The sequence below is a fragment of the Kordiimonas sediminis genome, from assembly GCF_014656395.1.
Taxonomy (GTDB): domain Bacteria; phylum Pseudomonadota; class Alphaproteobacteria; order Sphingomonadales; family Kordiimonadaceae; genus Kordiimonas_A; species Kordiimonas_A sediminis.
Genome location: NZ_BNCI01000001.1, coordinates 1,191,648 through 1,217,170 on the forward strand (window position 1 = coordinate 1,191,648; position 25,523 = coordinate 1,217,170).

27 protein-coding genes are annotated in these 25,523 nt (G+C 51.1%); 26 read left to right on the forward strand and 1 reads right to left on the reverse strand.

Annotated features, from left to right (window positions below; all coding sequences use genetic code 11):
- The first annotated feature begins 394 nt into the window (after positions 1 to 394).
- The 9 genes from IE181_RS05330 (at position 395) to IE181_RS05370 (ending at position 10,331) form a co-directional block, all read left to right on the forward strand.
- Positions 395 to 2,689, forward strand: coding sequence for a TonB-dependent receptor (locus IE181_RS05330; protein ID WP_191250555.1), 2,295 nt, complete (start codon positions 395 to 397; stop codon positions 2,687 to 2,689).
- Positions 2,690 to 2,804: 115 nt separating this feature from the next.
- Positions 2,805 to 3,119: a DUF485 domain-containing protein gene (locus IE181_RS05335; RefSeq protein ID WP_191250557.1), complete on the forward strand. Its 315-nt coding sequence runs from the start codon at positions 2,805 to 2,807 to the stop codon at positions 3,117 to 3,119.
- Positions 3,112 to 4,824 carry a sodium:solute symporter family transporter gene (locus tag IE181_RS05340; RefSeq protein ID WP_191250559.1) on the forward strand — a complete coding sequence of 571 codons (1,713 nt, stop codon included), beginning with the start codon at positions 3,112 to 3,114 and terminating at the stop codon, positions 4,822 to 4,824. The genes IE181_RS05335 and IE181_RS05340 overlap by 8 nt, the downstream gene beginning before the upstream one ends.
- Positions 4,825 to 4,930: 106 nt before the next feature.
- A complete protein-coding gene (locus tag IE181_RS05345; protein ID WP_191250561.1) occupies positions 4,931 to 5,800 on the forward strand; it encodes a helix-turn-helix transcriptional regulator in 870 nt (289 codons plus the stop codon).
- Positions 5,801 to 5,896: 96 nt separating this feature from the next.
- Positions 5,897 to 6,856 carry an MBL fold metallo-hydrolase gene (locus IE181_RS05350; RefSeq protein WP_191250563.1) on the forward strand — a complete coding sequence of 320 codons (960 nt, stop codon included), beginning with the start codon at positions 5,897 to 5,899 and terminating at the stop codon, positions 6,854 to 6,856.
- A 31-nt stretch (positions 6,857 to 6,887) separates the two neighbouring features.
- Complete coding sequence (locus tag IE181_RS05355) at positions 6,888 to 8,561, forward strand: FAD-dependent oxidoreductase (protein ID WP_191250565.1); 1,674 nt, start codon at positions 6,888 to 6,890, stop codon at positions 8,559 to 8,561.
- Positions 8,558 to 8,782, forward strand: a complete 225-nt coding sequence (locus IE181_RS05360; RefSeq protein ID WP_191250567.1) for a DUF2783 domain-containing protein — start codon at positions 8,558 to 8,560, stop codon at positions 8,780 to 8,782. Before IE181_RS05355 ends, IE181_RS05360 begins: the two co-directional genes overlap by 4 nt.
- Positions 8,782 to 9,321, forward strand: coding sequence for a VOC family protein (locus tag IE181_RS05365; RefSeq protein ID WP_191250569.1), 540 nt, complete (start codon positions 8,782 to 8,784; stop codon positions 9,319 to 9,321). The genes IE181_RS05360 and IE181_RS05365 overlap by 1 nt, the downstream gene beginning before the upstream one ends.
- Positions 9,321 to 10,331, forward strand: a complete 1,011-nt coding sequence (locus tag IE181_RS05370; protein ID WP_191250571.1) for a fumarylacetoacetate hydrolase family protein — start codon at positions 9,321 to 9,323, stop codon at positions 10,329 to 10,331. The genes IE181_RS05365 and IE181_RS05370 overlap by 1 nt, the downstream gene beginning before the upstream one ends.
- A 990-nt stretch (positions 10,332 to 11,321) precedes the next feature.
- On the opposite strand, the gene IE181_RS05375 is transcribed toward IE181_RS05370, so the two are convergent.
- Positions 11,322 to 12,014, reverse strand: coding sequence for a helix-turn-helix domain-containing protein (locus IE181_RS05375; RefSeq protein ID WP_191250573.1), 693 nt, complete (start codon positions 12,012 to 12,014; stop codon positions 11,322 to 11,324).
- Between the two features lie 249 nt (positions 12,015 to 12,263).
- Here IE181_RS05375 and IE181_RS05380 point away from each other — a divergent pair, with 249 nt between their 5' ends.
- From IE181_RS05380 to IE181_RS05460, 17 genes are all read left to right on the forward strand, one after another.
- The gene (locus IE181_RS05380; protein ID WP_191250575.1) at positions 12,264 to 12,908 is read left to right on the forward strand and encodes a hypothetical protein; all 645 of its coding nucleotides are present in this window, start codon (positions 12,264 to 12,266) and stop codon (positions 12,906 to 12,908) included.
- Positions 12,909 to 13,147: 239 nt separating this feature from the next.
- Positions 13,148 to 13,693 (forward strand): terminase small subunit-like protein, encoded by a 546-nt coding sequence (locus IE181_RS05385; RefSeq protein ID WP_191250577.1) that lies wholly within the window; start codon positions 13,148 to 13,150, stop codon positions 13,691 to 13,693.
- Positions 13,617 to 14,933, forward strand: coding sequence for a DNA-packaging protein (locus IE181_RS05390; protein WP_191250579.1), 1,317 nt, complete (start codon positions 13,617 to 13,619; stop codon positions 14,931 to 14,933). The genes IE181_RS05385 and IE181_RS05390 overlap by 77 nt, the downstream gene beginning before the upstream one ends.
- The gene (locus tag IE181_RS05395; protein ID WP_191250581.1) at positions 14,933 to 16,138 is read left to right on the forward strand and encodes a phage portal protein; all 1,206 of its coding nucleotides are present in this window, start codon (positions 14,933 to 14,935) and stop codon (positions 16,136 to 16,138) included. Before IE181_RS05390 ends, IE181_RS05395 begins: the two co-directional genes overlap by 1 nt.
- Before the next feature lie 12 nt (positions 16,139 to 16,150).
- The gene (locus IE181_RS05400) at positions 16,151 to 16,795 is read left to right on the forward strand and encodes an HK97 family phage prohead protease (protein WP_191250583.1); all 645 of its coding nucleotides are present in this window, start codon (positions 16,151 to 16,153) and stop codon (positions 16,793 to 16,795) included.
- 57 nt (positions 16,796 to 16,852) lie between these two features.
- Positions 16,853 to 17,554 (forward strand): phage tail tape measure protein, encoded by a 702-nt coding sequence (locus tag IE181_RS05405; protein WP_191250585.1) that lies wholly within the window; start codon positions 16,853 to 16,855, stop codon positions 17,552 to 17,554.
- Positions 17,555 to 17,808: 254 nt separating this feature from the next.
- Positions 17,809 to 18,315, forward strand: coding sequence for a hypothetical protein (locus tag IE181_RS05410; protein ID WP_191250587.1), 507 nt, complete (start codon positions 17,809 to 17,811; stop codon positions 18,313 to 18,315).
- 66 nt (positions 18,316 to 18,381) lie between these two features.
- Positions 18,382 to 19,629: a phage major capsid protein gene (locus tag IE181_RS05415; protein WP_268245728.1), complete on the forward strand. Its 1,248-nt coding sequence runs from the start codon at positions 18,382 to 18,384 to the stop codon at positions 19,627 to 19,629.
- Positions 19,630 to 20,102: 473 nt separating this feature from the next.
- Complete coding sequence (locus tag IE181_RS05420) at positions 20,103 to 20,288, forward strand: hypothetical protein (protein WP_191250591.1); 186 nt, start codon at positions 20,103 to 20,105, stop codon at positions 20,286 to 20,288.
- Positions 20,289 to 20,291: 3 nt separating this feature from the next.
- A complete protein-coding gene (locus IE181_RS05425; protein WP_191250593.1) occupies positions 20,292 to 20,744 on the forward strand; it encodes a hypothetical protein in 453 nt (150 codons plus the stop codon).
- A gap of 106 nt (positions 20,745 to 20,850) precedes the next feature.
- The gene (locus IE181_RS05430) at positions 20,851 to 21,111 is read left to right on the forward strand and encodes a hypothetical protein (RefSeq protein WP_191250595.1); all 261 of its coding nucleotides are present in this window, start codon (positions 20,851 to 20,853) and stop codon (positions 21,109 to 21,111) included.
- 2 nt (positions 21,112 to 21,113) lie between these two features.
- A complete protein-coding gene (locus IE181_RS05435) occupies positions 21,114 to 23,168 on the forward strand; it encodes a LamG domain-containing protein (RefSeq protein ID WP_191250597.1) in 2,055 nt (684 codons plus the stop codon).
- Between the two features lie 73 nt (positions 23,169 to 23,241).
- A complete protein-coding gene (locus tag IE181_RS05440; RefSeq protein WP_191250599.1) occupies positions 23,242 to 23,700 on the forward strand; it encodes a hypothetical protein in 459 nt (152 codons plus the stop codon).
- 2 nt (positions 23,701 to 23,702) lie between these two features.
- A complete protein-coding gene (locus IE181_RS05445; RefSeq protein ID WP_191250601.1) occupies positions 23,703 to 23,984 on the forward strand; it encodes a phage fiber-tail adaptor protein in 282 nt (93 codons plus the stop codon).
- 2 nt (positions 23,985 to 23,986) lie between these two features.
- Positions 23,987 to 24,598 (forward strand): phage head-tail connector protein, encoded by a 612-nt coding sequence (locus IE181_RS05450; protein WP_191250603.1) that lies wholly within the window; start codon positions 23,987 to 23,989, stop codon positions 24,596 to 24,598.
- A 44-nt stretch (positions 24,599 to 24,642) separates the two neighbouring features.
- Positions 24,643 to 25,077 carry a DUF3168 domain-containing protein gene (locus tag IE181_RS05455; protein WP_191250605.1) on the forward strand — a complete coding sequence of 145 codons (435 nt, stop codon included), beginning with the start codon at positions 24,643 to 24,645 and terminating at the stop codon, positions 25,075 to 25,077.
- 37 nt (positions 25,078 to 25,114) lie between these two features.
- Positions 25,115 to 25,516, forward strand: coding sequence for a phage major tail protein, TP901-1 family (locus IE181_RS05460; protein ID WP_191250607.1), 402 nt, complete (start codon positions 25,115 to 25,117; stop codon positions 25,514 to 25,516).
- The last annotated feature ends 7 nt before the right edge of the window (positions 25,517 to 25,523 follow it).

Sequence of the window (25,523 nt, forward strand, 5' to 3'; positions counted from 1 at the left end):
CCCCAAGCGGTCCATATTCCCTGTAATGATTCTCATGAAAAAAATACAAAAGGTGCAAAAACCTCCATGCAATTTAGGAATGTGGGCATTCTGTCCCTCTATAAGAGGACAGCATCTTTTGGTAATCGCCTTACTATAACGCTTTGGGAATAAGTGGAATTTTCTTTTTTGTTAGAAGAAGACAGCATTTTTTTGGAAATATTTAATTGACTGATTGGTCGGTCAATGATCAGATGCTGTGAAATTTATGGAAACTTTTTCCTGAATTTGTGGTGGAGACGGTCGATATTTCGATCAATTTTGAACAAATATATCAATGTACAGCACCGCGGGTGATGAGAGCGCCCATTAAGGTGTAAAACGCTGAACCGATTAGAGAGAGTAGGGGAGAGCAATGAAGAAATATTTGATGTCAGTGTCCGCGATGGCACTGGGAGTTAGTATGTCGTCGGGTGCGGTTCTCGCACAGGATGAAAATTTCAAGCTTGAAGAGATTACAGTAACGGCACAAAAGCGGTCTGAAAGCCTGCAGGATGTGCCGATCGCGGTAACTGCCATTAGTGGTGAGGAACTGCGCAAAGGTAATATTGCCAGTCTGCAGGATGTAGGTAACAGAACACCGGGTATGGTGTTTGCTGCGTTCAGCCCTGGTCAGCCTGAAATCGCAATTCGCGGTATTGGTACCAAAGAAGACGGTGCGTCCGCTTCTGACTCGACAGTAGTATCTATTGACGGTGTTTATATCGCAGCTCGAACGGCTCAGGTTTTCGATATCTTTGATCTTGAGCGGGTCGAGGTTCTGCGCGGACCACAGGGAACTCTGTACGGTAAAAACTCTATCGGTGGGTCTATTAACTTTGTCACTTCAAAACCAAGCGAAGTAACGAAAATCCGTTTCCGCCAGACGGTTGGTAACTACGGCACGCTTGATACAGGCGGTATGCTTTCCGGTGCTATTTCCGATACCCTGTTCGGTAAGATTGCCTTCTCCCGTCGGGACCGCGATGGTTACATTAAAAATGTCCTGCCCGGTGAAAATTTCGGTGAAATGTGGGGCGAACAGGAAACCTTCGCATGGCGCGGCCAGTTGGTTTGGGCACCAAACGATCGGTTTGAAGCTCTGTGGTCTATTGACGGTGCTGATGACAGCATGGGCGCGACTAACCGTGAACCTATTGGTTCTGCAGGTCCACTTCATGATGGTGGCCATGCATCTGACCCTGTTGCAGTCAACGAAGCACTGGGCGGAGCAGGAAGCCCATGGGACACACTGGCAGAAACCGAAGGTTACACAGAGCGTGATGTCTTTGGCACCCATTTGAAGCTTGAGTATCAAATGGACTTTGCAACGCTTACATCGATCACGGCGTACCGCGAAAGTGACTTTGACTGGCTCGAAGATTCTGAAGGCCTGCCACCTTATCCGGGCTTGATTGATCTGACAGGGCAGTCCGGGAACCCAGGTCCTCTGCTTGTAGATGATGCGTCCAAGGGCTTTACCTTCGATATTAACGATAGTGCCATTGAAACGTCCGAGCAGTGGATGCAGGAACTGCGGTTAACGTCTCCGGGCGGCGAAACCTTTGACTGGCTCGTAGGTGCTTTCTTCAGTGATGAGGAAATCGAACGTTCAGAGACATTCTTCTTCCCTACTCTTGGTGGCCCAGATGGCTCTGACGATGAAACATCATACCAAACGCACGAGGGCAAAAGTTGGGCGCTGTATGGTCAGGGAACCTATAATATCTCCGATCAACTGGGTCTGACACTGGGGCTTCGTTACTCCAATGACAAGAAAGACGGTACGGCAGAAGTGGTGCTGGACCGGGGTATTGGTCTCTTGTTGAAACCATTCGATGAAGTTGCCTTCAGCGAATCCTGGAATGACCTGTCCTGGCGTATTGCCCTTGATTATCGGGTCAATGATGACCTTCTTGTTTACGCCAATGTGTCTACTGGCTTCAAAAGTGGTGGTTTCACCGGTTCTGCCTCTACGGCGGCGACAGCTGCGACACCGTTCGGTCCGGAAGAAGCGACAAACTATGAGTTTGGTTTCAAGTCCGACCTTTTTGACAGCAGACTGCGTTTGAACGCGACTATGTTCTACACGGACTATAAAGATCTGCAGGTTACACGCTTCTTCCAGCCAGTGGGCAGCGGCTTTGGTGAATTTATCACTGAAAACGCAGGGGAAGCAGAAATCAAAGGTCTTGAGATCGAATGGACGGCTCTGTTGACCCGTTCGCTCGTATTCGGTGGCTCTTATGCGTATCTTGATGCCAAATACACCAAGTTCCAGGGGACTCCTTCTGCGGCAGATCCTGATGCAAACTTTGACGGTAACCGTCTGCGTCAGGCCCCAAAACATAGTTTCAATGCCTATGCAGAATATACCTTTGACCTTGGTGACAAGGGCGAGATCGCTGCCAAGCTTGATTGGCGCTATCAGGGCCACAGCTTCTATGATGCCGACAACAATGACCTGGCTACCATCCCGTCTTACGATATCTGGGATGCGCGTGTGGCATGGATGTCTGCTGATGGACGGTATGAGCTTGCTGCGTGGGGACAAAACATCGGCAACGAGAAATATCGTACCCATGTGTTTACCCAGCGTGGTTCCCGCATTGCCTTTGCGCAGTATGGTATGCCGCGGACATATGGTCTGACGTTCACATATAACTACTAATCCCTCCCTGGGGTGAACCCACAGTCGGGAGTGTAGCGCATTCATTATGTGCTATACTCCCGATGTCATGTGGGGACAGACTGATTTTAATGTGTCGAATTGTGGAGGGTTATACGTGTCACACGAAACTTTAACGCCAAATGAAACCATGCTGCAGGAGAAACTGGCGCCGATTGTCAAAAGACGGTTGCGCGTGTCGGGATATTTGACAGCATTTCTTCTGGGGCTGTATGCATTTTTCGCCTATCTGCTTTCTACCGGGGAAGAGGTGGCGGGCGTCCCAGTAAGCGGGGAACTTAATCTGGTGGTGATGACTGCCATTTTTGCGATTGTCTCTGGTGTGGTTGTCTCAGGGTATTACAGTTGGTGGACCAAGAAAAATCTTGATCCTGTAATGGAAGAAATTCGGGAGTTGGTCACCAATGAATAAGCTACAATCTGTTTATGCACGCGGCACAAGCGTGTACGCGCTGGGTCTGGGGCTGGTGTTTGCGCTTTTGATTTCGGCTTTTGGCAGCCTGCCGGCTCTGGCGGACGGGATTGATACCAGCGCGGTAGAGAAGCAGGCCCTGAACCCGATTGCCATTGGCACCTTTCTTCTATTTGTAGTGTCTACACTGGCTATTACCTGGTGGGCGGCAAAGAAAGTTCATTCCCGCAGTGATTTTCTGGTTGCCGGTGGCGGTTTGAAGCCGTGGCAGAACGGCATGGCGATTGCGGGCGATTTTATGTCGGCTGCAACTTTCCTTGGGATCACCGGTGCGCTCTATTTTAACGGCATCGATGCCTATATTCTGGGCGTTGGGATTATGATTGGCTGGCCAATTATCCTGATGGTTATTGCGGAAAGGTTTCGGAACCTTGGCCGGTATACCTTCATTGATGTGGTGATAAACCGGCTGGAGGAACGCCCGGTACGGATCATGGCATCCTGTATCTCGCTTGGTATTATTACCTTTTATCTGATCGCACAAATGGTAGGTGCAGGAACACTGATCCAGATTTTGTTCGGCCTGGAATATGTCTGGGCTGTGATGATTGTTGGGGTTCTGATGGTTGTTTATGTGGCCTTTGGCGGCATGGTCGCAACCACATGGGTGCAGGTGATCAAGGCTACGCTTTTGTTGCTTGGTGGCAGCTATCTGGCGATTGCAATTCTCGTTCAAACCGGTTTTTCATTCGACACACTCGTGATGAAGGCAACCGATGCCAGCCCGCATGGTGATGGTCTATTGTTGCCCGGTCACTGGTTCGGGCGCGACCCAATTGCCATTGCAACGGTCGCTCTGACCATGACATTTGGTGTGATGGGCCTGCCGCATATTCTGATGCGTTTCTTCACAGTGAAGGACGCAGCAGACGCCAGAAAGTCTGTATTTTATGCAACATCTATCATGGGATACTTCTACATCCTGATTCTGATTATTGGGCTCGGGTCTGTGTTTGTACTGGCGGGTGATCCGTCAATCCTGACTGACACAGGGGCACTGAAAGGTGGGGCCAACATGGTCGCTGTGCATGTGTCGCGCGCACTGGGCGGTGATATTATGTACGGCTTCATGGCCGCTGTCAGCTTTGCTACCATTCTGGCCGTCGTGGCTGGTCTCACTCTGTCGGGTGCAGCGACAATCGCCCACGATTTGTATGCAAGTGTGCTGGCGCACAAGAAGATCAAGGAAGGGACCGAGGTAAATGTCACCCGCTATTCGACTATTTCCATCGGTATTATTTCCGTTCTTCTTGGTCTGGCGTTCGAAGGGCAGAATGTTGCGGTAACAGCAGCTATTGCCCTTGCCATTGGTGCCAGTGTTAATTTCCCGATTATCTTGCTGTCGCTTTACTGGGGTGGGCTTACTACGCGCGGCACACTTTGGGGTGGTTATATTGGCTTGATCGTCTGTATCTTGCTGATATTGATCAGTCCAGGTGTGATGGTTGCTGTTCTGGGCTATTCGGAAGCGATATTCCCTTACACCTATCCAACGATTATCGCGATGCCGGTCACGTTTGCCGTGATTATTCTGGTGTCAAAGTTTGACAGGTCAGACCGTGCCCGCAAGGACAGAAATGGTTTTGCCCATCAGTCGTTGATATCTGAGCTGGGTAACGAAGTGGAAGGCGCTTCTGGTCATTAATGTGCGGGTGGACTTAGTGCCAATAAATGTGAAATAAAGGGGACAGCCTTACGGGGCTACTCCCTGATGAGCAGGGACCAGCAACTGTGTGATGGATGATCAGCGAATGAACCAGCAATCGGAACTTGGTGATCTGTTTCTCAAACACCCTGCGCTTGGGGTGTATTTCCGGTCTATTGCTGGTGTTGTGCAAGCACTTGGGACCCCAGACTTTGAAGAACGACTGATGGCATTTCTGTCAGACGTTGTGCCGGTCGATCACTGCGCCGTTTTCACCTACTCAGAAAAAGGCGAGGCAGGCCATCTTTTCACCCACAGCCGGATGCCCGACCGGGAGGCAGAGGAACTTGCCCGGGATTATGTGGAAAAATTTCATGCGCAGGACCCTAATTTTCAGGAGATGAAGGATAAGGCGCTTGATGACAAAGTCTATTACCGATTCAGCAGACGGGGTATGTCGGAGGGGTACGATCCAGCCTATCAGAACCATTTTTTCGATCGCAGTGGTCTGATTGACAAGGCATCCACCATTGGCAGGATTGAGAACGGTCAGGTGTACTGCAATTTCTACCGCATGAGCGACTCTACCACATATTCTGCCGAAGACTGGGAAGCGCTTAAAGACCTGATGCCCCTTGCTACTGCCCTTGTTGCCGCGCATTATGATCTTGCACGGTCCCGTGGGCATCTGTTCATGGATAATGGTAGCGAAAACATTGTCCGGAAAAGTATCGTTCATAACGTTATTTCAAGCGATAATCCCCTGTTCAGTGTATTGACGGATCGGGAACGTCAGGTGTGTGAACGTATTCTTCTTGGGTTTACGACAACGGGGATCGGGCTTGATCTGAACATCGCGCCGACAAGTGTGGCGACATACCGGAAACGGGCTTACAGCAAGCTTGGCATTAGTTCCCAGAACGAGCTTTTCAGTCTCTGTCTGCGTGCTGCGGAAAATTCCCCAATAAAATCATAAGCCTGCTCGAAGTGTCCCCCTTTCAGGGGACAGTCAATAGAGTAGTGTTGCAGTAATGTTTTATCCAAGCAAAGTATAGGCAATCAGGAGAGAAGTATGTCAAAGGCATTTGCCTCGTCCGCAGATTTGGGCGAGAAGAAAGAAACTTTGGAAGTATTGGCCGACGGTGTGTATGCACTGACAGCTGAAGGGGATCCAAACATTGGGGCGATTGAGGGTGAAGATTTTCTGGTAGCCTTCGAAGCGCGTGCAACGCCGGTCGCGGCAGCTGACTGGCTTAAAAAGCTGCGTGAACATACGCAGAAACCTATTAAGTATCTTGTCTTATCGCATTATCACGCGGTGCGGGTTTTGGGCGCTGCGGCGTTTGAGGCAGAGTCCATCATCGCGCATGAGAAAACCCAGTTTCTGATCAATGAGCGCGGCAAAGAAGATTGGGACAGTGAGTTTGGCCGTATGCCGCGCCTGTTCCGCGAACCGGAATCAATCCCTGGTCTGACGCACCCTGATATTGTTTTTAATGACCGGCTGGAAATTGATCTGGGCGGGGATCGCGGCAATCTCATCCTGGAATATTGTGGTCGTGGTCACACGGCGGGCGATATTGTTGCATGGCTGCCTAAACAGAAAATTTTGTTCGCTGGCGATCTCGTAGAGGCCGAAGCGGCTCTCTACACCGGAGATGCTTTCCATAAAGACTGGTCAACAGGGACGCTTGATAAAGTCAAGGCATACGGTGCCGAAGCAGTCATTGGTGGGCGCGGTGCGGTTGCCCGTGGTCGTGAAAATGTTGATGCAGCGATCGAGCAAACGCGCGAATTTCTGTCCGTAATGATTGACAAGGTAGGGACAGTTCACAAGGCAGGCGGGACGCTGAAGGAAGCGTTTGAGGCAACCCACGAAGCCTTGGCGCCAAAGTTTGGGACGTGGCCGATTTTTGAACATTGCCTACCGTTCAATGTGCAGCGTCTGTGGGACGAATTTGATGGCCACGACTGGCCGCGTATTTGGACTGCCGAACGTGACCGGGAAGTCTGGGACAAGCTGCAAGGTTAATTGCTAAACCATATTTGGGGAGGATAATGGCATGGTGTATGTACCACCGTCGTTTGAACCAACTGTGCCTGATGCTGTCGCATCGGGCCAAGTTGACAAAGTTCCTGTAATTGTTGTCGGGGCAGGGCCTATAGGCCTGTCTATGGCGCTTGATCTGGGACTGCGCGGCCATAATGTTTTGGTTCTGGATAAGGGAACCCAGTTATCAGACGGATCGCGGGCTATCTGTTATGCCAAGCGGCCTCTGGAAATCATGGACCGACTTGGGTTCGCAGCGCCGATGCTGGAAAAGGGCGTAAGCTGGAACATCGGGCGTGTGTTTTTCAAGGATACACCTGATCCGGTTTACAGTTTTGACCTTCTGCCTGTGAAAGATCAGAAGTTCCCCGGCATGATCAATATTCAGCAATATTATAATGAAGAGTTCAATATCGCTGAGCTGGAGAAGCTTGATAATGTGGAGCTGCGCTGGGGCAATGCTGTAACCAATGTGGACAACCGCGACGACGGTGTGACCGCCACGGTGGAAACAGATGCAGGTACATATACGCTGGAAGCGGACTGGTTGATTGCCTGCGACGGCGCGCATTCTCCGGTGCGGAAAATGCTCGAGATGGGATTTGAGGGGGAAACCTTCCGTGATAATTTCCTGATCGCGGATGTAAAATTCAAACATGAACGCCCAACCGAACGGCATTTCTGGTTCGATCCACCTTTCAATCCCGGTCAATCCGTTCTGCTGCATAAACAGCCTGATGATGTATGGCGTATTGATTTCCAAGTAGGCTGGGACATTGACCGCGAGGAAATTGTCAAACCGGAAAATGTAACACCCCGCATTCAGGCGATGTTCGGCGATGATATCGAGTTCGAATATGAATGGATATCGGTCTATACGTTTAACTGTCGTCAGGTTGAACATATGCTGAATGGACGGGTGGTATTTGCGGGCGACAGCGCCCATCTTGTATCGCCGTTTGGTGCCCGCGGTGCCAATACCGGGTTTCAGGATGTTGATAATCTTGGCTGGAAGCTTGATTTGGTCATAAAAGGCTTGGCGGGTGATGGCTTGATGAAAAGCTATGATGACGAGCGGTCCCATGCTGCCCGTATCAATATCCTTAACTCGACCCGGTCAACGGATTTTATTACGCCCAAAAGCAAGGTCTCTTCCCTGTTCAGGGATGCTGTTCTGGAATTGGCGCACGATGTTGAATGCGCGCGCGGTTTTGTCAATTCCGGGCGTCTGTCGATGCCGGTACCGTATCCAGACTCAGCCCTGAACACGCCGGACAGGGACGATTGGACCGGCGGCGTTTGTCCCGGGACCAATTCTGTTGATGCACCTGTCATCCACGACGGCGCTGAAGGCTGGTTTATTGATCACCTTGGATGGTCCTTTACGGTGGTTGTTTTCGCGGATGAAGACGGGATTTCACCTGAAATGCGGAAACACCTGCAGGCATTCCTGCAGTCTGATGTTGCATCCAAGGTGCTGGTTATTTCTGACCAGCAGGACCCTGAATTTGAAACGCTTTCTGATTGTAAAGGGTTGTTGGCTGAGCGACTTGGCGCTGTGGCGGGGACTGCGTATTTATTTCGGCCTGATCAATATGTGGCAGGTCGTTGGCAGCAGGCCGTCAGTGCACGCGACTTGATTGCGGCGCGCGACAGGGCTCTTGGAATAGTGGAGGAAGCAGCATGACCGATCGTTTGAAAAAACAGGCGAGTTTTGACAGTCCCGATGATGTGTATCAGCTGATTATTGATATGCATAAAGGCTTGTCCGACGAAGAAAGTCAGCTTGTGAATGCCAAGATGATTGTACTGTTGGCGAACCATATTGGTGACGCAGCAATAATTGCAGAGGCAGCCCAGCTTGCGCGCGATAACACGTTATCCCGTCATGCAAAGGAGACAGTCTGATGAATATTCAGAAAATTCACCATGTGGCGTATCGGTGCCGGGACGCGAAGGAAACGGTTGATTTTTATAAGCGGGTCATGGATATGGATCTTGTGCTCGCGATTGCAGAAGACCTTGTGCCGTCCACGAAAGAGCCAGACCCCTATATGCATATCTTTCTGGATGCCGGGATGGGCAATGTACTGGCGTTTTTTGAACTGCCAACAAAGCCTGATATGGGGCGTGATGAAAATACACCAGAATGGGTACAGCATATTGCTTTCGAACTTGAAAGCCTGGATGCCCTTCATGCCGCGAAAGCGCAGGTGGAGGCCGAGGGCATTGAAGTAATAGGCCCCACTAATCACGGTATTTTCAAAAGTATCTATTTCTTTGACCCTAACGGACACCGGCTTGAACTGGCGGCCAATACACACCAGCCCGGTGATCTGGAACGCTTACATGAAGTGGCCCCCGCGATGATTGAGGAATGGGCGCAAACAAAGAAAGCACCACGCCATGCAGCCTGGCTGCATGAACGCGAGTTTGGAGACGCTTAATGAAACTGGCAACGATGAAAGACGGTACCCGCGATGGCACGCTGGTGGTCGTATCACGTGATTTAACACGGTATTTGCCCGCAGGCGATACAGTCCCGACATTGCAGGCCGCACTTGATGCATGGGCAGAATGTGTGCCGCATTTGCAGCGGCTCTCTGATCAATTGAACAGCGACGCAGCTGTGGGTGACACATTTGACCAGGAAGGCTGCGAAAGCCCGCTGCCCCGCGCCTATCAGTGGGCAGACGGTAGTGCGTATGTCAACCATGTGGAATTGGTGCGTAAAGCTCGCGGTGCTGAAATGCCCAGTAGTTTTTGGACTGATCCGCTTATGTATCAGGGCGGCTCCGATAGTTTTCTCGGGCCGCGGGATGATATCAGAATGGGGTCTGAGGACTGGGGGATTGACTTCGAAGGTGAGATAGCGGTCATTACAGATGATGTCCCGATGGGGGCATCCGCCGAGACCGCTGCCTCCGCAATTCGTCTCCTCATGCTCGTGAATGATGTGTCGCTGAGGGGACTGATACCGGCTGAACTGGCCAAAGGATTTGGTTTCTTTCAAAGTAAGCCATCAAGTGCCTTTTCACCGGTAGCGGTAACGCCGGATGAGCTGGGTTCTGCCTGGGATGGGGGTCGTTTGCACCGCCCGCTTCTGGTTCAATATAATGGTTCGGCGTTCGGGTGCGCGAATGCAGGTGTTGATATGACCTTTGATTTCCCCACCCTGATTGCGCACGCTGCGAAGACTCGTCCGCTTGGGGCGGGCGCGATTATTGGCTCGGGCACCGTGTCCAATAAGGATAGTGATGGCAGCGCTGGCAAGCCGGTTTCTGAGGGCGGATTGGGCTATAGCTGTATTGCTGAAATCAGGATGATTGAAACGATCAAAAACGGGAAGCCGTCAACCGGCTTTATGGCTTTTGGCGACCGTGTGGCTATTGATATGCTTGATGAGGAAGGTGTCTCGATCTTTGGCAGGATTGATCAGGGGGTGATCAAGGCCTGACGGACATGATACTCCGTCATATTGTTTGAATACAGGGGTGGGCCTACAGTGGCTTGCCCCTTTTTTTTGTCTTGAGCTTTAGGCAGTATCCGCTTCGCAGGTTTTAAACGCAAAATTTCCCGCAATATAGCAGCACCGCACAATAGGTATGTTTGTATGTTGCCAGATTGAAGCGCATCATGTTTTAGCTCGATCAACCAGATGATCCTTGTCAGAGGATGCCACGGTTCTTTTTCTCCTTGCACCATTAATGGCCGAAGAAGTTTGTCTATATCGCGATGTGTCAAGCAGGGTGCAAGCCGTCTGGCATGCTGCCAGTATAAACGGACATAAGTGGCACGATTTTGCCGTGTGGGGAGGGAGGGAGAAGATTGGCAAGTTGAAAGGCGTTCCATCTTATCTCCTTTGCTGCACCCTGCTTTTGATCACCATGAAGGTGATTTTTTCCCTGAAAACATATGGCGAATAGTGCCAGTTGTTGTTCGGGGCGTATCTTCTCTGGATCTGCCATAGCACCATCCGTTCTGAGAAGCCGCTGTCTGAGGAAGTAGCATCGACCTTTGCCAATTGGCTTGGGTGATAGGGCCGCTTCAACGATGCGATAATTAATAAATACAAAAAACGTAATTAAATATCAAGAAGAAAATAACGAAAAACATAAAAATAGACTTGAGCAGATTTTGTGCCTATCCTTTAAGGAAGGGTGCCAAGGCGATAATCAGCTATGGCACGCTTTGGGGTAGAGCGACAAGAGAACGAGCAGGCGCATCAGGCATCACCGAAACCCGGAGAGGTAAAGGCAGTATAGTTTTGAGTCAGAGTATTCAGGGTTTCAAAGCTGAAAAGAATGTGGTTTTGGGGGTAAAATGCAGGATAAGCATACGAGTGATGCACACAGTTTGATACATGTGCGAGGGCAGGGAAACACAAGGAGGCAAAGGGAAAAGCGGCACAAGGCCGGAGCAGTAACCAACAGTGAAAGATTGCACGTTAGTCGGCGTTGTAGCGTCGATGAACCCACAACACGCCCAGAGAAATGTCGTCAGTGTGTAAGATTTTTTGACCACCGTTTCTTTTGCCCCGTGTGGGGAACAGGGAAAATGGCCAGGCCTGATACGCAGGATTAGGCTTTGAAGGTAGTGGGATCAGCCAGTCTTCGCCTGTTGCCGTCTGGTGATATAGTCTGGGTGCAAGTCTGTCGTCACCCAGATTCATCAGAAATATGGCGCCGGGTGTCATGGGGAAGAAGTGCTTTTTGGGGTCAGCAGCAATGATGATGCTTCCCTTTTTAATTTCCTGGTCCAGGCAGTCGTCGCCCATGATAAAGCAGTGTAAACCGTCACGTGATTCTGCGTCGGGGGGTATCGGGATGGATTTGAAGGGGAAGTCCTTCGGAATTGGCAGAATACTGCCGTCCCCCATCAGTTGTCCAGCGACTGCTAGGCGGGACTGTTGTTCTTCATCAAGTTCTACGAGAATGCCCTTTTCCAGGCTTTTTAAAAGTGACATGGCAGAGATGCCCAGCAGGTTTGATAGCGGGATAATTTCATCGCTTTGTACCTCGCGCGTACCCTTAAGGATATCTGTAATACGCGGGGCAGGCACGCCCAGAACCTCTGCAACGTCCTTCAGCTTTCGTCCTTTGGACTTTAGCAGTTTTTTTATCCACTCTTGCTTACGCATATTGTTATTTTAGTGACAAATAATCTTTTGTCATTACCGAAAATGGTAATTATTTTCTTGTCTAATAATAACAAAAAACGTAATAATGGGGAGCCGTTTCTTCTGTGGGGTGGAAGTGAGCCAATTGAGTTAGACAGCGGTTGCCCTCATATCATGTGGGAGCTGCATCCGGGTAGTTTGCAATTTGCCTAATCAGTGCTCTGCTGCTTTTGGTCGTCTTACTTCTTTTGGAGAAAAGGACATGAAACTATGGAAAACATACAGACTAACTCTGCGGTCACCAGTGCATTGACCCATTTTGCCGATGAATTGCCTGTGTGGTCAAAAAGCAAAGAAGGACCTGACCGCATGCGTGCATCAATGACTGTGTCAGACAGGTTTCACACGCCGCTGACAGGGCAGCCACGGACTATAGCTGACAGGGAGGTGCGTGCCCATACGGATGATCGGTCCTGTCTGTCAGATTTTGTCGAACATCGGTTGGTTGAAGCGACATGGACACTGCGACGGTTACCGGACAAGGAGGCGGGCTTTCTGTATTCGCGACGGGTTTTATGGCCCGAGACGGTTTCAGGGCCGGAAGACTATCCAAACGGGTCCCTGTCGCTGTTGGAGGCGCGCAAACATATGCGGTTATCAGCCGCACAGATTGACAGGATGGAACCAAGTCTGGATATTTTGCGGTGCTTACCCGATAGGGAAGATCGACGAATTGTCTTTTGGGGTGCCTGGCATCAGGACGGCGAACAACAGCCCAGAATTCCCTGGGCAAAAGTTAGAAGATCGCTGGGATCGGACCTATCAAGGTGGACACTGAAACGTCGCTATCAAAACGGGTTGGACTGGCTAGTGGCAAACATCCTTACAAAGGTAAACGCGTCTGCGGCTAACTGACTGATTTTTGTAAAGGATTTATGACGGAGTATAAAAAGTGGTGAAAAAAGTAAAAAAAAGCTTGCACCCGAGCCCCCAATAATGCACCTTATATGAAGCCATAGTGACCGAATGTGCCCGCCACTGGGGATTATCCCCGGGGCGGGTTTTCTTTTGTCAAATGGTTGTATAACTCTCTGATAAAACATCATTTTATAGACTCTGATGCCCCTTACTTGCGTGGCACCGGATGTCTGCGTGTGCCTGCGTCTTATTCGAAGGCGACGCTCAATGGGCGCTGTGACCGCCTTTATCCCATTACTGACAGGAACCTGCGTATGCCCTCTGGTACGTCGAAGGACTTTGCGCCCAGAGCGGCGAAGAACCGCTTCTTGAAATGCCTGGAACGTGGGGGATCAGTTGCCGCTGCGGCAAAGGCAGCGGGGGTGGCAAGGTCAACATGCTATGACTGGCGGCAGCGAGATGCCATGTTTTCCCGTGAGTGGGAGCGGGCAGTAGAGACCGGCACGGATGCACTTGAAGACGAGGCAGTCCGTCGGTCCTATGAAGGTGTGGACAAGCCTGTTTTCAGAGGCAGTGAAATAATTGGTCATGTGAGGGAATATTCAGATGCAATGTTGATGTTTTTGCTGAAAGCACGGCGCCCAGAAACCTTCAGAGACAGTAAGAAGTCTAAGACAACCGAATTGGACCTGAAAGGGATACGGAATGAACTTTTCCGCAAGTTTCCTGCGAGCGCAGCCACAGGAGAAGGTTCAGGCGTTTCTGACGGGGCTGACGGATGAAGAAGCAGCAGTTCTGTTTTATGATTGGCAATTTTGGGCACGGAAGGATCAGATCCCACCCCCAGGCGCCTGGACCCACTGGCTGATATTGGCGGGTAGGGGTTTCGGTAAGACACGAACAGGTGCTGAATGGGTCAGATCCCTTGTTGAGGAGGGAGCGGTCAGGCGTATCGCGCTTGTGGGGCCAACCTACCGGGATGTCAGGGCAACAATGGTGGAAGGGGAAAGTGGACTTTTAGCTGTTTCGCCACCATGGAACCGCCCAACTTTCGAGCCTTCAAAATTTCGGGTGACATGGCCATCCGGTGTTCTTGCGTCGCTCTATAGTGCAGATCAGCCGGAACGACTGCGTGGTCCCCAACATGAAGCCGCCTGGTGTGATGAGCTGTGTGCCTGGCGATATGATCAGGAAGCCTGGGATCAGTTAATGTTTGGTCTGCGGTTGGGGCCGTTTCCGCGAACCTGTATCACCACAACACCTAAGCCAACACCACTGTTAAAACGCCTGATGTCGCAGGCGGATGTGCATCTAACGCGCGGCAGTACATTTGATAATCTTGCCAATCTGGCGCCGTCCTTCGCAGATACAATCATTGAACGTTACAAAGGTACTCGGCTTGGCCGGCAGGAACTTGACGCAGAAATACTGGAAGATACGGCTGGGGCGCTTTGGTCGCGTTCAATGATAGAAGATGCCCAACACCAGGGAGAAAGGCCAGATTTTGTCCGGGTGGTTGTGGGGCTTGATCCGCCGGCAAGCGCTGGCCCCGGGGCTGATGAATGTGGTTTGATTGCCGTTGGGCTGGATGCCCGGTCTTGCGGGTACGTTATTGCCGATAGCTCATCACAAGGGTTAAGCCCGCTTGGATGGGCAGAGGCTGCGGTTAATCTTTACTACGAAGTAGAAGCAGACCGTATTGTGGTGGAGGTTAATCAGGGGGGGGCGATGGTCCGCGCGCTTCTGGAGCAAATAGATCCATCTGTGCCCATCAGAGAAGTATATGCAGCGCGCGGAAAACGGGTCCGGGCTGAACCGGTTGCCGCCCTTTATGAACAGGGCAGAGTAAAACATGCGGGCGTATTCCCAATACTTGAAGATCAATTATGCAGTTACACAGGACTGGCCACTTTTGGGGCTGGTTCAAATGCCAGAAGTCCGGACAGGATGGATGCGCTCGTTTGGGCAGTATCGGACTTGATGCTGACCCCGCACAAGACCTTGAATATCAGGAAATTATAATGAAATTTTTTGCACGATTACGCCAGAACCGTTCGGACGGCCCTGTTGCTCAGAAATCAGATATACCAGCGTCTACTGGCAGGGCAGCTCGTCCAAAATATGCCCCTGTGGGGCCGGAGCATGCCGTTACCACACCGCGTCGTTATGACAGGCTGGCAGCAGAGGGGTATCAGCAAAATGTGATCGCATACCGGGCGATTAACCTCGTCGCGCGCGGTGTCTCGTCTATTCCACTCCGGGTTAAAAAGGGGCAAGATACACTTGCAGAGCATCCGCTTATCTCTCTATTGCAGGCACCAAACCCACAACAAAAAGGGCCAGGATTTCTTTATAATCTGGTTGGGTTTCACCTGATTGCAGGAAATGCATTTATTCTGTCTGTTGGTAGGGATGGTGCACCGCCGCAGGAATTATGGTTGCTGCGGCCTGATACTGTCTCGGTTTTGAAAGGTCGGGATTGTCTGCCCCTTGGTTATATCCAGCAAAGTATGGGGGCCAAGCGCCGGTTTACCGCAGAATCAATTCTGCACTGGAAAGCGTTTAATCCATTAAACGACTGGTACGGTATGGCGCCGCTGGAGGCCGCTGCGATGGCCGTGGATGCGCACAATGAAGGCAGTCGCTGGAACCTTGCTCTTATTCAAAATGGGGGTACACCATCGGGTGTTTTGTATCAGGAGGATAGTGATGCCCATCTGACAGATAGCCAGTTTCGCGCGCTTAAAGAGCAGGTTGAAGATCATTATACAGGTGCCGTGAATGCCGGACGACCGCTCCTGCTGGAAGGGGGGCTTAAATGGCAGTCGATGGGCTTCAGCCCCAAAGACATGGACTGGCAGACCGGCAAGGATATGTCAGCCCGTGAAATTGCGCTGGCTTTTGGGGTGCCGCCGCAGTTGCTGGGGATCCCTGATAGTCAGACCTATTCCAATTTCTCAGAAGCCAGACAAAGCGTTTGGGAAGACACGATCATACCGCTGGCTGTAGACCTGATTGCAGAACTGAATGGCTGGCTGGTGCCGCTATACGGTGATGATGTTCATATTGTTGCAGACCTTGATGATTTACCGGCACTGGAAGCAAAACGGCATAAGAAGTTTGATCGTCTGACGCGCGCAACATTTTTAACCGATGATGAAAAACGGATCGCCCTTGGCTATCCCGCAAAAAATAGTGACGCATCATCGCTGCTTAACACCCCTTAAAGGACACATGGAATGACATTAACGGAAGCAGAGACCGTATCGTTACCGCTTGAAGTAAAGACAACGGGGGCGATCGGAACGTTTGAAGGATACGGCGCCATTTTTGGCAACGTGGACCGGGACGGAGATCAGATACTGCCCGGTGCCTTTGAGCTTAGTTTGAAAGAGCGCACACCAGTGCTGTTATGGCAGCATAATAGTCAGGAACCTATCGGACGGTTTGATACTGTTCGGGAGGATGCGCGCGGTTTATTTGTCAAAGGGCGCTTGTTGCAGCATGGGCGGGGGCTTGAGGCCTATGATCTTCTGAAAATGGGGGCACTGGACGGACTATCCATTGGATTTGTTGTCAAGGAAGCATACCGGCATCCGAAAACCGGCGTACGCCAGATCAAGCGGGCAGACTGTATGGAAATATCGCTGGTGACTTTTCCTGCGAACGATCTGGCCCGCGTCCAGTCAGTTAAGTCCGTTGCGGGGGTTAGGACGGAGAGAGACTTTGAACGCTTTCTAAGGCTGCATGGTTTTTCGAAAAAACAGTCAAAAGCGATTACAAGCAGGGGTTTTCGCAAAAGTATAGCAGAGGAAGTAGAGGATGCAGGACTTGTTTCGCAGATGCATGACCGGCTTCGAGTGCATAGACCGCAAGCACACTGATGCTCAGACAGCGATAATTCCCCAGAAGCGCAAACAGAATACATAGAAAGATGTAGTATGACAGGGACCACATACGACAGCGGGTATTTACAGACCAAGGTCAGCGGGCTCGCAGGCGGCGGTGACGATCGGTCTGTAATGGAGGCAGGAAAAACGGTTCTGGAAGCCAGTATGCTTTTGCAGAAAACAGGATCGTATCTGGCTTCTGGCGGTAAAACAGTTTTGACCGGTGGAGGGCTTCATACAGTCTCAGCCAGTAATAGAACCAGCAGCACGCAGGCTCTACCATCCGTGAGGGCAATTGAAGATGCCTTCAGACAAGCCGCCCGCGGTATCCGACTGGATTTTGATGACCTTGGCGGGTCGGTTCAGAACATCTTTCGGGATGTGGCACAGAATATTCTTGGGTCTTTGACTTCAGTTGTTAATCAGTCGGTTGGTGGCGGCTTTCTGGGGTCAGTTTTTTCAGGACTTATGCCGGTGCTGGGGTTTGCCGGGGGCGGTAGGGTTCAGGCAAACAAACCTATCCTGGTGGGAGAGCGCGGCCGCGAGATTGTGGTACCATCAAGACCTGCAACCGTGATGAATGCAGCGGATAGCCGTCCTGGATTCGGCCCTGTAGCCCCGGTGGTCCATATTACCAATCACTTTGATCTTACGCCGTCCCCCGCGATTGCGGCCATGATTGAAAATGCAGCACCTGCGATCCGGGACGCAGCAGTTGCCAGCACAATCAATGTGTTACGGCGTGGAGGATGAAATCCACGCTAAAACGTGTCCCAAAATGGGACAATTTTCTCTTTTTTAGCCTAATTCTTGTCACATTCAGCGGCGAAGCCAGTGGTCGAGAATATTGGTGCAGTGCCTGACTGGGGTGGGACTGCGATAGGCAAAGGAGTGATAATTGACGAACCCGGTGTATGGATTCCGTTCTTGGTCGGTGTACCAGAACCCCCTATTGAGGGTGGTCGCAACTAAGGTTAAGAGTTTTCAGCAATCAGTATGGGGGATTTATGCCGTTTGATCCCCGTGTTCCTGAGTGTGAGTTTAAGTCTGTCCCTGCTAGTCCCGCTCAATTAGGGCGGTTAGAAGATGGGCTTAATCAGTTTTTGTTTGTAAAACCAAAAGCCGTGTCTGTGCATTTTTCTGTCCTGGGTTTGCCCGATGACCCCATGGATATTCCAGCGATTAAATCATTCATTGCCTCCCTGGTCGTAAACCACCGATCCCGCAGGCGGCAGGTTACATTCCAGCACCGGATCCAGATTATGTGGGACAACTGCCCCTTGACCTTAACCATTACGGGGTCATTGCAGGCACTGCCCGAGACCTGGAAGCTGGACGCTTATATTTCGGCGCCGGAACAAATGCTTGAGCGCGCCCCCAATGCCCTTGCCGAAGGGAAGTGGCACAGGTTTTTCCGACTTTGTTCCATGTTGCTGAAGGGCAGGAAAAAGCAGCCCTACAGTGTGCATTTCGAAGGCGGCAAACGATACAGGCTGGAATTGGACCGGCTGTAGACACGCTCTGCTAGTGCAAATTTTTGATAAAGCCCATGCGCGAAGCATGGGCTTTTTTGTTTGGTGGTGGGATGCCGCTTTTTTCATAAGCAGTCTGACTGGTACGCCTCCATTTTGGATGCCAGCACTGCACGTATTTCCTCTGACGCTAACAAGGATAATTTCATGGAACTTACGGAACTAAAGGCAGCAGTTGACACATATGCAGATGCATCAGAAGCAAGCATAACAGCACTTGATGGGCGATTGGCTGCGCTAGAAACAAAGATGGCCCGCCCAGAGGCATCTGCCGATTATACACTGGAACAGGAGGACAGCGGTGCCCTTGCTTATAAAGGGGCGTTTTTGGATGATTTTATTCTGAAAGGGGACGAAACGCAGGTGCGCAAACTTGCGGCCCGTTCCCTTGAGGAAAAAGCCCTCAGTACCTCTTCTGCCACGGGTACTCTGGTCCCTGAAGACATTGATGGTGAGATTGAGCGGCAGCTTTTGGCACAGTCTCCTCTGCGTTCATATTTGAAAGTAAAGGCCATTGAAACCGGCAGCTATAAACGCCTTGTCTCCACCGGTGGTACCGCGTCTGGCTGGGCTGGAGAAGAGGACGCACGTACGGAGACAACCGCGCCGGGGCTGCGCGAAATTGTGATCGACACAGGGGAACTATATTCGAATGCGGCCGCGACCCAGCGCGCACTTGATGATATGCAGTTTGATGCCGAACAGTGGTTGATGGAGGAAGTTGCGGATGAATTTGCAGCCAAGGAAACTGCTGCGATTATCAGCGGCAGCGGCGTTAATCAGCCACGCGGTATTCTGTCGGGCGGCATGTCGGCGGATAGTGACGGGGCCCGGACCTTTGGTTATCTGCAGTATCGCCTTACAGGGGTTAGTGGCGGATGGAAGGCCGCAGACCCCTCTGACGATTTGATCGACCTCGTTCATGATCTGAACCCCCGATACCGTCAGGGAGCCATCTTTGTTATGAATTCAAAAACCCTGGCGGACGTGCGCAAGTTCAAAGACGCAGACGGCAATTTCATTTGGCGACCCGGTTTGCAGGACGGACAGCCAGACAGGCTTCTTGGTTATCCGGTGATTGAGGTGGAAGATATGCCGGATGTGGCCGCTGATAGTTTCTCTGTTGCCTTTGGTAACTTTGAACGGGGGTACACGCTCGTAGAACGGACAGGCACACGGGTTCTGCGCGATCCATACTCTAACAAGCCCTATGTGCATTTTTATGCCACCAGACGGGTTGGCGGTGCGCTCATCAATGATGCGGCGATTAAGCTCCTGAAATTCGGCACGACGTAAAGCTTAAATACGGAACTTGAATGGTGCCTTAGGTTAATCTTTTCACAGTAATGGGGTCAGTACTGGAAAGCATTACTGACCCTACAGAAAAGGAGTAATGTTTTATTTTATAAAAGTCATGGATTCTGAATGGGTGGCAGGGCTGAGAAGGAAGGAATAGGTTACAGCTTGTGCATAATTGATTGATTTTTAGTTATCCACATTTTTCTGTACTTGTGGAAAGAATCTGATGTGTTTTATCTTGACACATATTACGCAAGACCATTGCACATTGTGATTAAGTGTGTATAAGATGCCCTTGGTTGAGTAAAGCTGGCAGAAAATAAAGGGTTTTCACTTATATGTGATCCTGATTCACAAGCAAGTGACCTTGAATTTGCCGTAATCTTAACTACTTATAAAGGGTGCCAAGGTACTTTTTGCTTATCTTGAAAACCTTGATTAAAAAGCTTTTGCTTTTTCTGGAGGAAAACATGCCAACTGCATTGCGTGATGATTCATATGACGTTAAAAACTACAAGGCTTCTTATAGTAAGCCTCAGCCAGTTTGTTATGATGAGGACATCACTGAAGAATTTATCGAGGCTGTAAAAGCTTTAGCTGCTGAGGAAAATGACCCTGAGCGGAAACGTATTGTTGTGGATGGGCCTGCTTGGTAGAATATGTCAGGTTGGCGTTATTATCCAATATCAAGTTTACCATCGGCATTAGACGTAGTCTGGTGCCGATTTCCTTTGGAAGAGTATCCAAGCGTTCCTGCTTCTAAATGCCGTCCTGCACTCGTGAGGCAAACAGCAGTAAGTGAAGAAGGCGGTAAGCCTGAAATTGAAATCGTCTATGGCACTTCAAAACTATTGAAGGATCAATATCCTTTCGACTTATTTGTTGAACACGTAAGAGATATGAATGAAGCTGGGTTGTGGCAGGCCACACGGTTTGTTCTTGGGAAAAAGGCATGGCTCCCATGGAGTGAAGATTTTTTTGTTCCCGGGGTCGGGTGCCCCACCCCTGTTATTGGTAGACTACCGGCCACATATTTGAAAAAACTGGAAATAATTATGCGATTTAGGGACAGACTTCAGATTGACGATCAATTGTCTCTCGATGTGAGATAAGTTTCTTTTACGATCACTTGAATAGCTAACTTAAAAATAAGGGGCCTGACGGTCCTTTTTTCGTATCAGCCTCGCTTTAGCGGGGCTTTTTTTTATGGAGAAAGAAATGACAACGAATGTGAAATCCTACATGGAAGGGATAGCGAACCAGCGTACCTTGTACCGGGAAGGGATGGCGCTGTGTGATCAGTTGGATAATCTTCTTGGTCGCGCCGCAGAAGGTCGCAGCCGCATACAAACAAGCCTGCAGACGGCGGATGGGATATATACGGCACAGGACTTGGTGAATGCGGACCTGTTGATTGGGGAAGTACGTACCCGCTTGCTAGGGGTTTCTTCTGGCATTGATACGCTCATGGGCAGCTAGCTATGGCGACCTTGCGGACCCTGCATATTGGCGCGGGACAAGGACTGGTGCCCGGTGTCAGCTATCCTACGTATCAGGCATTCTTTGATGATATCGGGACCGGGCTGCCGTCTGACCTTGTAGGTGCGGACGAGGATTGGTTGCTCCTGTTTTATGGGGACGGTGTTACGCCTTTGACTGTATCAGGCGTTCACCGATTTGACAGTAAACTGACCGGTGCAAGCGGCAGAACTGTTACCTTTTCCCCGGCAGTGGGGCATGGTTTTTGGGACACATATGATCCGGCAACAGACCCCTTGACATATCATGGAGCGTCCCGCGGGGTGACCCTATCCGTTGGTGCCTGGTCAAGTTTTTGTGGTTCAGGAAGTGCGGGCCTTGGTCTGCGAACTGTTGTTACAGCGGGGTTTCAGTTTCTGCTGGCGAATAATGGCGCCCGCATTCTGGACGGTAATACGGGGGTCCTGAATTCGCTTGATGGCTGTCTTGTCTATGATATGCGGCAAGGCAATTATAGTGATATAGTCCGAACCAGCAGTGGTGCCGGGGATACGGCCCATGTTGAAAACTGTATTTTCTTTACGCGGGGCGGGCGGGTTATCAATGCAGCGTCCCTGAGCGGCACCAGTCGTGTTTCCAATAATATTATTGTCTATATGGGGGCGGGCACAAATCTGTCACCTGCGGTTTATTCGGACCACGGTGTCAGCCCGGGGGACAAAGAGTTTTATAATACCATCTGTACAGGCTACCAGACGGTATATTCCAATAATCAGACCTCGAAACTTGCCTGCTGGATCTCGGATGGGATGGCTGCGGATAACCCGGCGGTCGCCAATACCGCCGGGTCGGAGTTTGGTATATTGCCTCAGGATGTTTTTACCCTTTGGCCCGCAGACCCGGTCGTTGCAACCGCAGTAGACTTTGATCTGCGACTAAGAGCAGAGGGACCGGCAATCGGGTCCCATGTCGCTAGTGTGGAAAATACTTTAACGGATGCAGCGGGCGGCGTGCGACAGGGGCCACAAGATGCAGGGCCGCTCCTGTCGCCGTTTGTGGCTTCGGATGGAGGGGCGCCGTTTCGGGAGGTACTGAATGACAGCTTGTGGCAACGCTATTCTGCGACGGCAATCACCCCGGATGGGAATGGCTGGTTTGATATAACGACCAGTTATGACAGCCTGCTTCGGGGCGCGCATCCGCTTGCCCACATGCAGATATTTCCATCAGGATTATATTTTGCATGTGAATTTCAGACGTCAGCCCCCTTTGGGACGACACGCAACCGTCTATTTTCGCAAGGGGCCGTTCATATTGATTTGCTGCAGTCTGGCGGGGTCGAGGTCACATTCGTGCACGCATCCGGGCAGGTGGTTCTGACATCATCGGGTTCAGTTCCCGCGGTGGATGATGGGTCTCCTCATAGTCTGAGCGTTACCTGGGACGGCACGGCACTGCCAGATAATGTACAGATTAAAATTGATGGCAGCACTATTGGAACGGGCAGTTTTGTTGACGGCCCTCTTCTCAGCACGACTGCCCCTCTGACACTTGGCGCGGCACTGGACGGGTTTCAAGGCAAGGTGCGCAATATCCAGCTTGCAAACAGGCCTGTTGTACAAACTGTATTGTCTGATTGGGCCGGGTCTGGTGTGCATACTGATTGTCTGGCATCAGGAAATTCGGGGGCGGTAAGCCTGGGGGCGATTTTACAGCTGACAGAGGGTGGCGGTACATCCCTTCTTGGCGTGTCTGGACGAACCGGCGAGTTACTGACGGCAAAAGCAGTGCGCCCCGTGGGTAATGGGGGATACCTTTTCCTGCACGCAAGTCTGGGCAGCCTTGCCGCTGACTGTATAGCGCAGGGTAGCGGACAAGCGCACCTTGTCAGTGGTAATGCCGGATGGGGCATGTTTTCAGGGGGTACGTACCAGTATGCGTCCGACCGCCAAACCTTCGTTCGGTCAGGTTCGCGGCAGATACAGGCCTGCGGGCACATCAGTGTGCCCCGCCGCCTATACAGAGCAAGTGATAAGAACACCGACCGGACCCGCTAATTGGCGCGGCATCTGTTGGCCAGTTTCGCAGCTTGCTGCCTTCTACTTACATTAATCTAACATGGAGAATATTATGACGGTTGGAAGTTTTCAGGTTTTCGACAAGACGTTGGAGGCCATGCTTCTTGGTACACTGGGTAGCCTTGATGGGGCGGTGCTATCGGGGGTTCTCCTTGGTGCGTCTTACAGCCCAGATGTTACGCTGCATGCGACATACGCTGATATAGTGGCGTTGGAGATATCTGGCGGCGATTATGCGCAGTCTGCTGTTTCGTCTGCCGCGGTAACAGACCTTCTGGACGGCGTTGGGTTTTCGACGGCGGATGTGTCCTTTGGCAGTGCGGTAACGATCAGCGGAGCCAAGTATCTTGCCCTCGTGGTCGGCAGTGCGGGGCTGTTGCAAAATACCGATAGGATACTTGGGGTGCAGGATTTAAATACTGACAGCCCAGTGGCAACTGTTGCCAGCACAAATGGTGAATTTACAGTGCAGACACCTGTCGGTGGCTGGTTCGTTTTGGCAAGGTCATAGCAATGGGAGTTTATCTGAAAGACCCGTCCGCTACGCTTGATTACAGCGTTGACTGGGCCGACACGCTACTCGCGGGCGAAACAATAGTTTCTGCCCAGTGGTCAGTTACACCAAACGGTGCAGAAGACCTGCAATTGGGGCAGGAATATATAAACGGTTCTGTCTATTCTGTCTTTGTGGCCGGAGGGTATCCTGGGGCGCAATATCGGTTGTCCTGCCGTGTATCAACGGATCAGGGGCGGACGATGGAACGCAGTTTTTGCCTAAGAATTGGGGAGACCTGATAATGCGGTATGACTATGTATCCGAGGCGGTGAATATGCCGCTTTTGCTTGAGGATGTGAAAGACCATCTGCGCATAAAAAATCATGCGGAAGATGCGTATCTGACCGGACTGGTGATGTCCGCACAGTCTGCTATCGAAAGTCGGTTCGGGCTTTGCCTGCTTACCAGGAATATCCGTTTTTTCCTGAATGATTGGGGCGCAGAGCGCAAGACTTCGCGGTGGTGGTCAGGGGTGAAAGACGGTGCGACTTCTGATGTCCCGGCCTCGGCACGGGCAATTGCACTCCCGGTCAGACCGCTGAAATCGGTGGTCACTGTCACCGTGGACGGTGGTACTGTTCCCTCAGGTTTGTATGATATTCAACCGGGTGAGATGCCGTGTTTTTACGTCAGGGGTGGTTTACCGCGACCACAGGCACCGTGTGATGGAATTCGGATTGAGGCGGTTGCAGGGTACGGCGACAGTTGGAACGATATTCCCCCATTGATACGGCAGGCACTGTTGCAGGTGATTGCCTATCTTTATGGCCACAGGGGGGATGACCCGCATCAAGCCCTCTCGGGATCCGGGGCTGTTTCCTTGTTATCCTCTTTAAGGCGCTTCAGCCTTTAATGTGATCTAGCGCCTTTAGGCGTTCATATTTTTACAAAGGAATTATGATGACCAGATTTGCCGCAGGCCCCCTGCAGGCGGGGGTGCGTGATGTGTTGCAGGCCTCTTTGCCTGTGATGGAATCAATTGCCAGTCTTTATGACACTGTGCCCGAGACTGCTGTCAGCCCCTATCTGTATTTTGGGGCATCGGAAGAGGTTGCAGAGGATACCAAAACCCTAACCGGACGATCGATCACCTTTGATCTGGGCATAGTCGCGGGCAGCGGGGGCCAGTGCACGGTGAAATCCCTATTCAGTCTGATTGACACCGCGCTCAAGGATGGCGGGTTGGCCGTTTCCGGATGGTCGCTTGTTTCCCTTTCGCTCGTTAGTGCCCGTGTGGATGCCAACCAAAAGACGCTTCAGGGCACAATCGCCCAAAGAACGACGGAAGGTGTTCTTCGCTACAAGGCTCTTTTATTTCAGCAGCAAAGCTGAATATCGCAGTTAAAATCAACAATATTGGAGACAGAGAATGTCAGCACAGGCAGGCAAGGATATGATCCTGAAAATGGATATTGCCGGTACAAAAACGATCATTGGCGGATTTCGGTCGAACAGCTTCAGGCTGAACGGTGAAACGGTAGAGGTCACAAATAAAGGGTCAGGTGGCATGCGGGAATTCCTGGAAGGTGGCGGTGTTAAGTCCTTGTCCACATCCGGGTCCGGGCTTTTTGTAACTGACGATCATATGGTGGCTGTTCAGACGGCGTTGTTGACCGGCAGTTTGGTAGACTTTGATATTCTCATTCCCGGACACGGAACGTTTTCTGCACACTTTGCAGTCACGAATCTGGAGATGTCCGGCGAACATAACGGGGAAGTGACATTTTCCGTTTCCCTTGAAAGTTCTGGTCCGATTGCTTTCGCAGTATGACTATTGG

Coding starts and splice junctions, on each gene's coding strand:
- IE181_RS05345 (WP_191250561.1), top strand. CDS start 4,931: ATGAACCAGCAATCGGAACTTGGTGATCTGTTTCTCAAACACCCTGCG.
- IE181_RS05410 (WP_191250587.1), top strand. CDS start 17,809: ATGCCGTTTGATCCCCGTGTTCCTGAGTGTGAGTTTAAGTCTGTCCCT.
- IE181_RS05430 (WP_191250595.1), top strand. CDS start 20,851: ATGACAACGAATGTGAAATCCTACATGGAAGGGATAGCGAACCAGCGT.
- IE181_RS05330 (WP_191250555.1), top strand. CDS start 395: ATGAAGAAATATTTGATGTCAGTGTCCGCGATGGCACTGGGAGTTAGT.
- IE181_RS05340 (WP_191250559.1), top strand. CDS start 3,112: ATGAATAAGCTACAATCTGTTTATGCACGCGGCACAAGCGTGTACGCG.
- IE181_RS05355 (WP_191250565.1), top strand. CDS start 6,888: ATGGTGTATGTACCACCGTCGTTTGAACCAACTGTGCCTGATGCTGTC.
- IE181_RS05455 (WP_191250605.1), top strand. CDS start 24,643: ATGATGACCAGATTTGCCGCAGGCCCCCTGCAGGCGGGGGTGCGTGAT.
- IE181_RS05375 (WP_191250573.1), bottom strand. CDS start 12,014: ATGCGTAAGCAAGAGTGGATAAAAAAACTGCTAAAGTCCAAAGGACGA.
- IE181_RS05460 (WP_191250607.1), top strand. CDS start 25,115: ATGTCAGCACAGGCAGGCAAGGATATGATCCTGAAAATGGATATTGCC.
- IE181_RS05365 (WP_191250569.1), top strand. CDS start 8,782: ATGAATATTCAGAAAATTCACCATGTGGCGTATCGGTGCCGGGACGCG.
- IE181_RS05380 (WP_191250575.1), top strand. CDS start 12,264: ATGGAAAACATACAGACTAACTCTGCGGTCACCAGTGCATTGACCCAT.
- IE181_RS05350 (WP_191250563.1), top strand. CDS start 5,897: ATGTCAAAGGCATTTGCCTCGTCCGCAGATTTGGGCGAGAAGAAAGAA.
- IE181_RS05435 (WP_191250597.1), top strand. CDS start 21,114: ATGGCGACCTTGCGGACCCTGCATATTGGCGCGGGACAAGGACTGGTG.
- IE181_RS05445 (WP_191250601.1), top strand. CDS start 23,703: ATGGGAGTTTATCTGAAAGACCCGTCCGCTACGCTTGATTACAGCGTT.
- IE181_RS05425 (WP_191250593.1), top strand. CDS start 20,292: ATGTCAGGTTGGCGTTATTATCCAATATCAAGTTTACCATCGGCATTA.
- IE181_RS05405 (WP_191250585.1), top strand. CDS start 16,853: ATGACAGGGACCACATACGACAGCGGGTATTTACAGACCAAGGTCAGC.
- IE181_RS05395 (WP_191250581.1), top strand. CDS start 14,933: ATGAAATTTTTTGCACGATTACGCCAGAACCGTTCGGACGGCCCTGTT.
- IE181_RS05360 (WP_191250567.1), top strand. CDS start 8,558: ATGACCGATCGTTTGAAAAAACAGGCGAGTTTTGACAGTCCCGATGAT.
- IE181_RS05450 (WP_191250603.1), top strand. CDS start 23,987: ATGCGGTATGACTATGTATCCGAGGCGGTGAATATGCCGCTTTTGCTT.
- IE181_RS05400 (WP_191250583.1), top strand. CDS start 16,151: ATGACATTAACGGAAGCAGAGACCGTATCGTTACCGCTTGAAGTAAAG.
- IE181_RS05420 (WP_191250591.1), top strand. CDS start 20,103: ATGCCAACTGCATTGCGTGATGATTCATATGACGTTAAAAACTACAAG.
- IE181_RS05390 (WP_191250579.1), top strand. CDS start 13,617: ATGAACTTTTCCGCAAGTTTCCTGCGAGCGCAGCCACAGGAGAAGGTT.
- IE181_RS05440 (WP_191250599.1), top strand. CDS start 23,242: ATGACGGTTGGAAGTTTTCAGGTTTTCGACAAGACGTTGGAGGCCATG.
- IE181_RS05370 (WP_191250571.1), top strand. CDS start 9,321: ATGAAACTGGCAACGATGAAAGACGGTACCCGCGATGGCACGCTGGTG.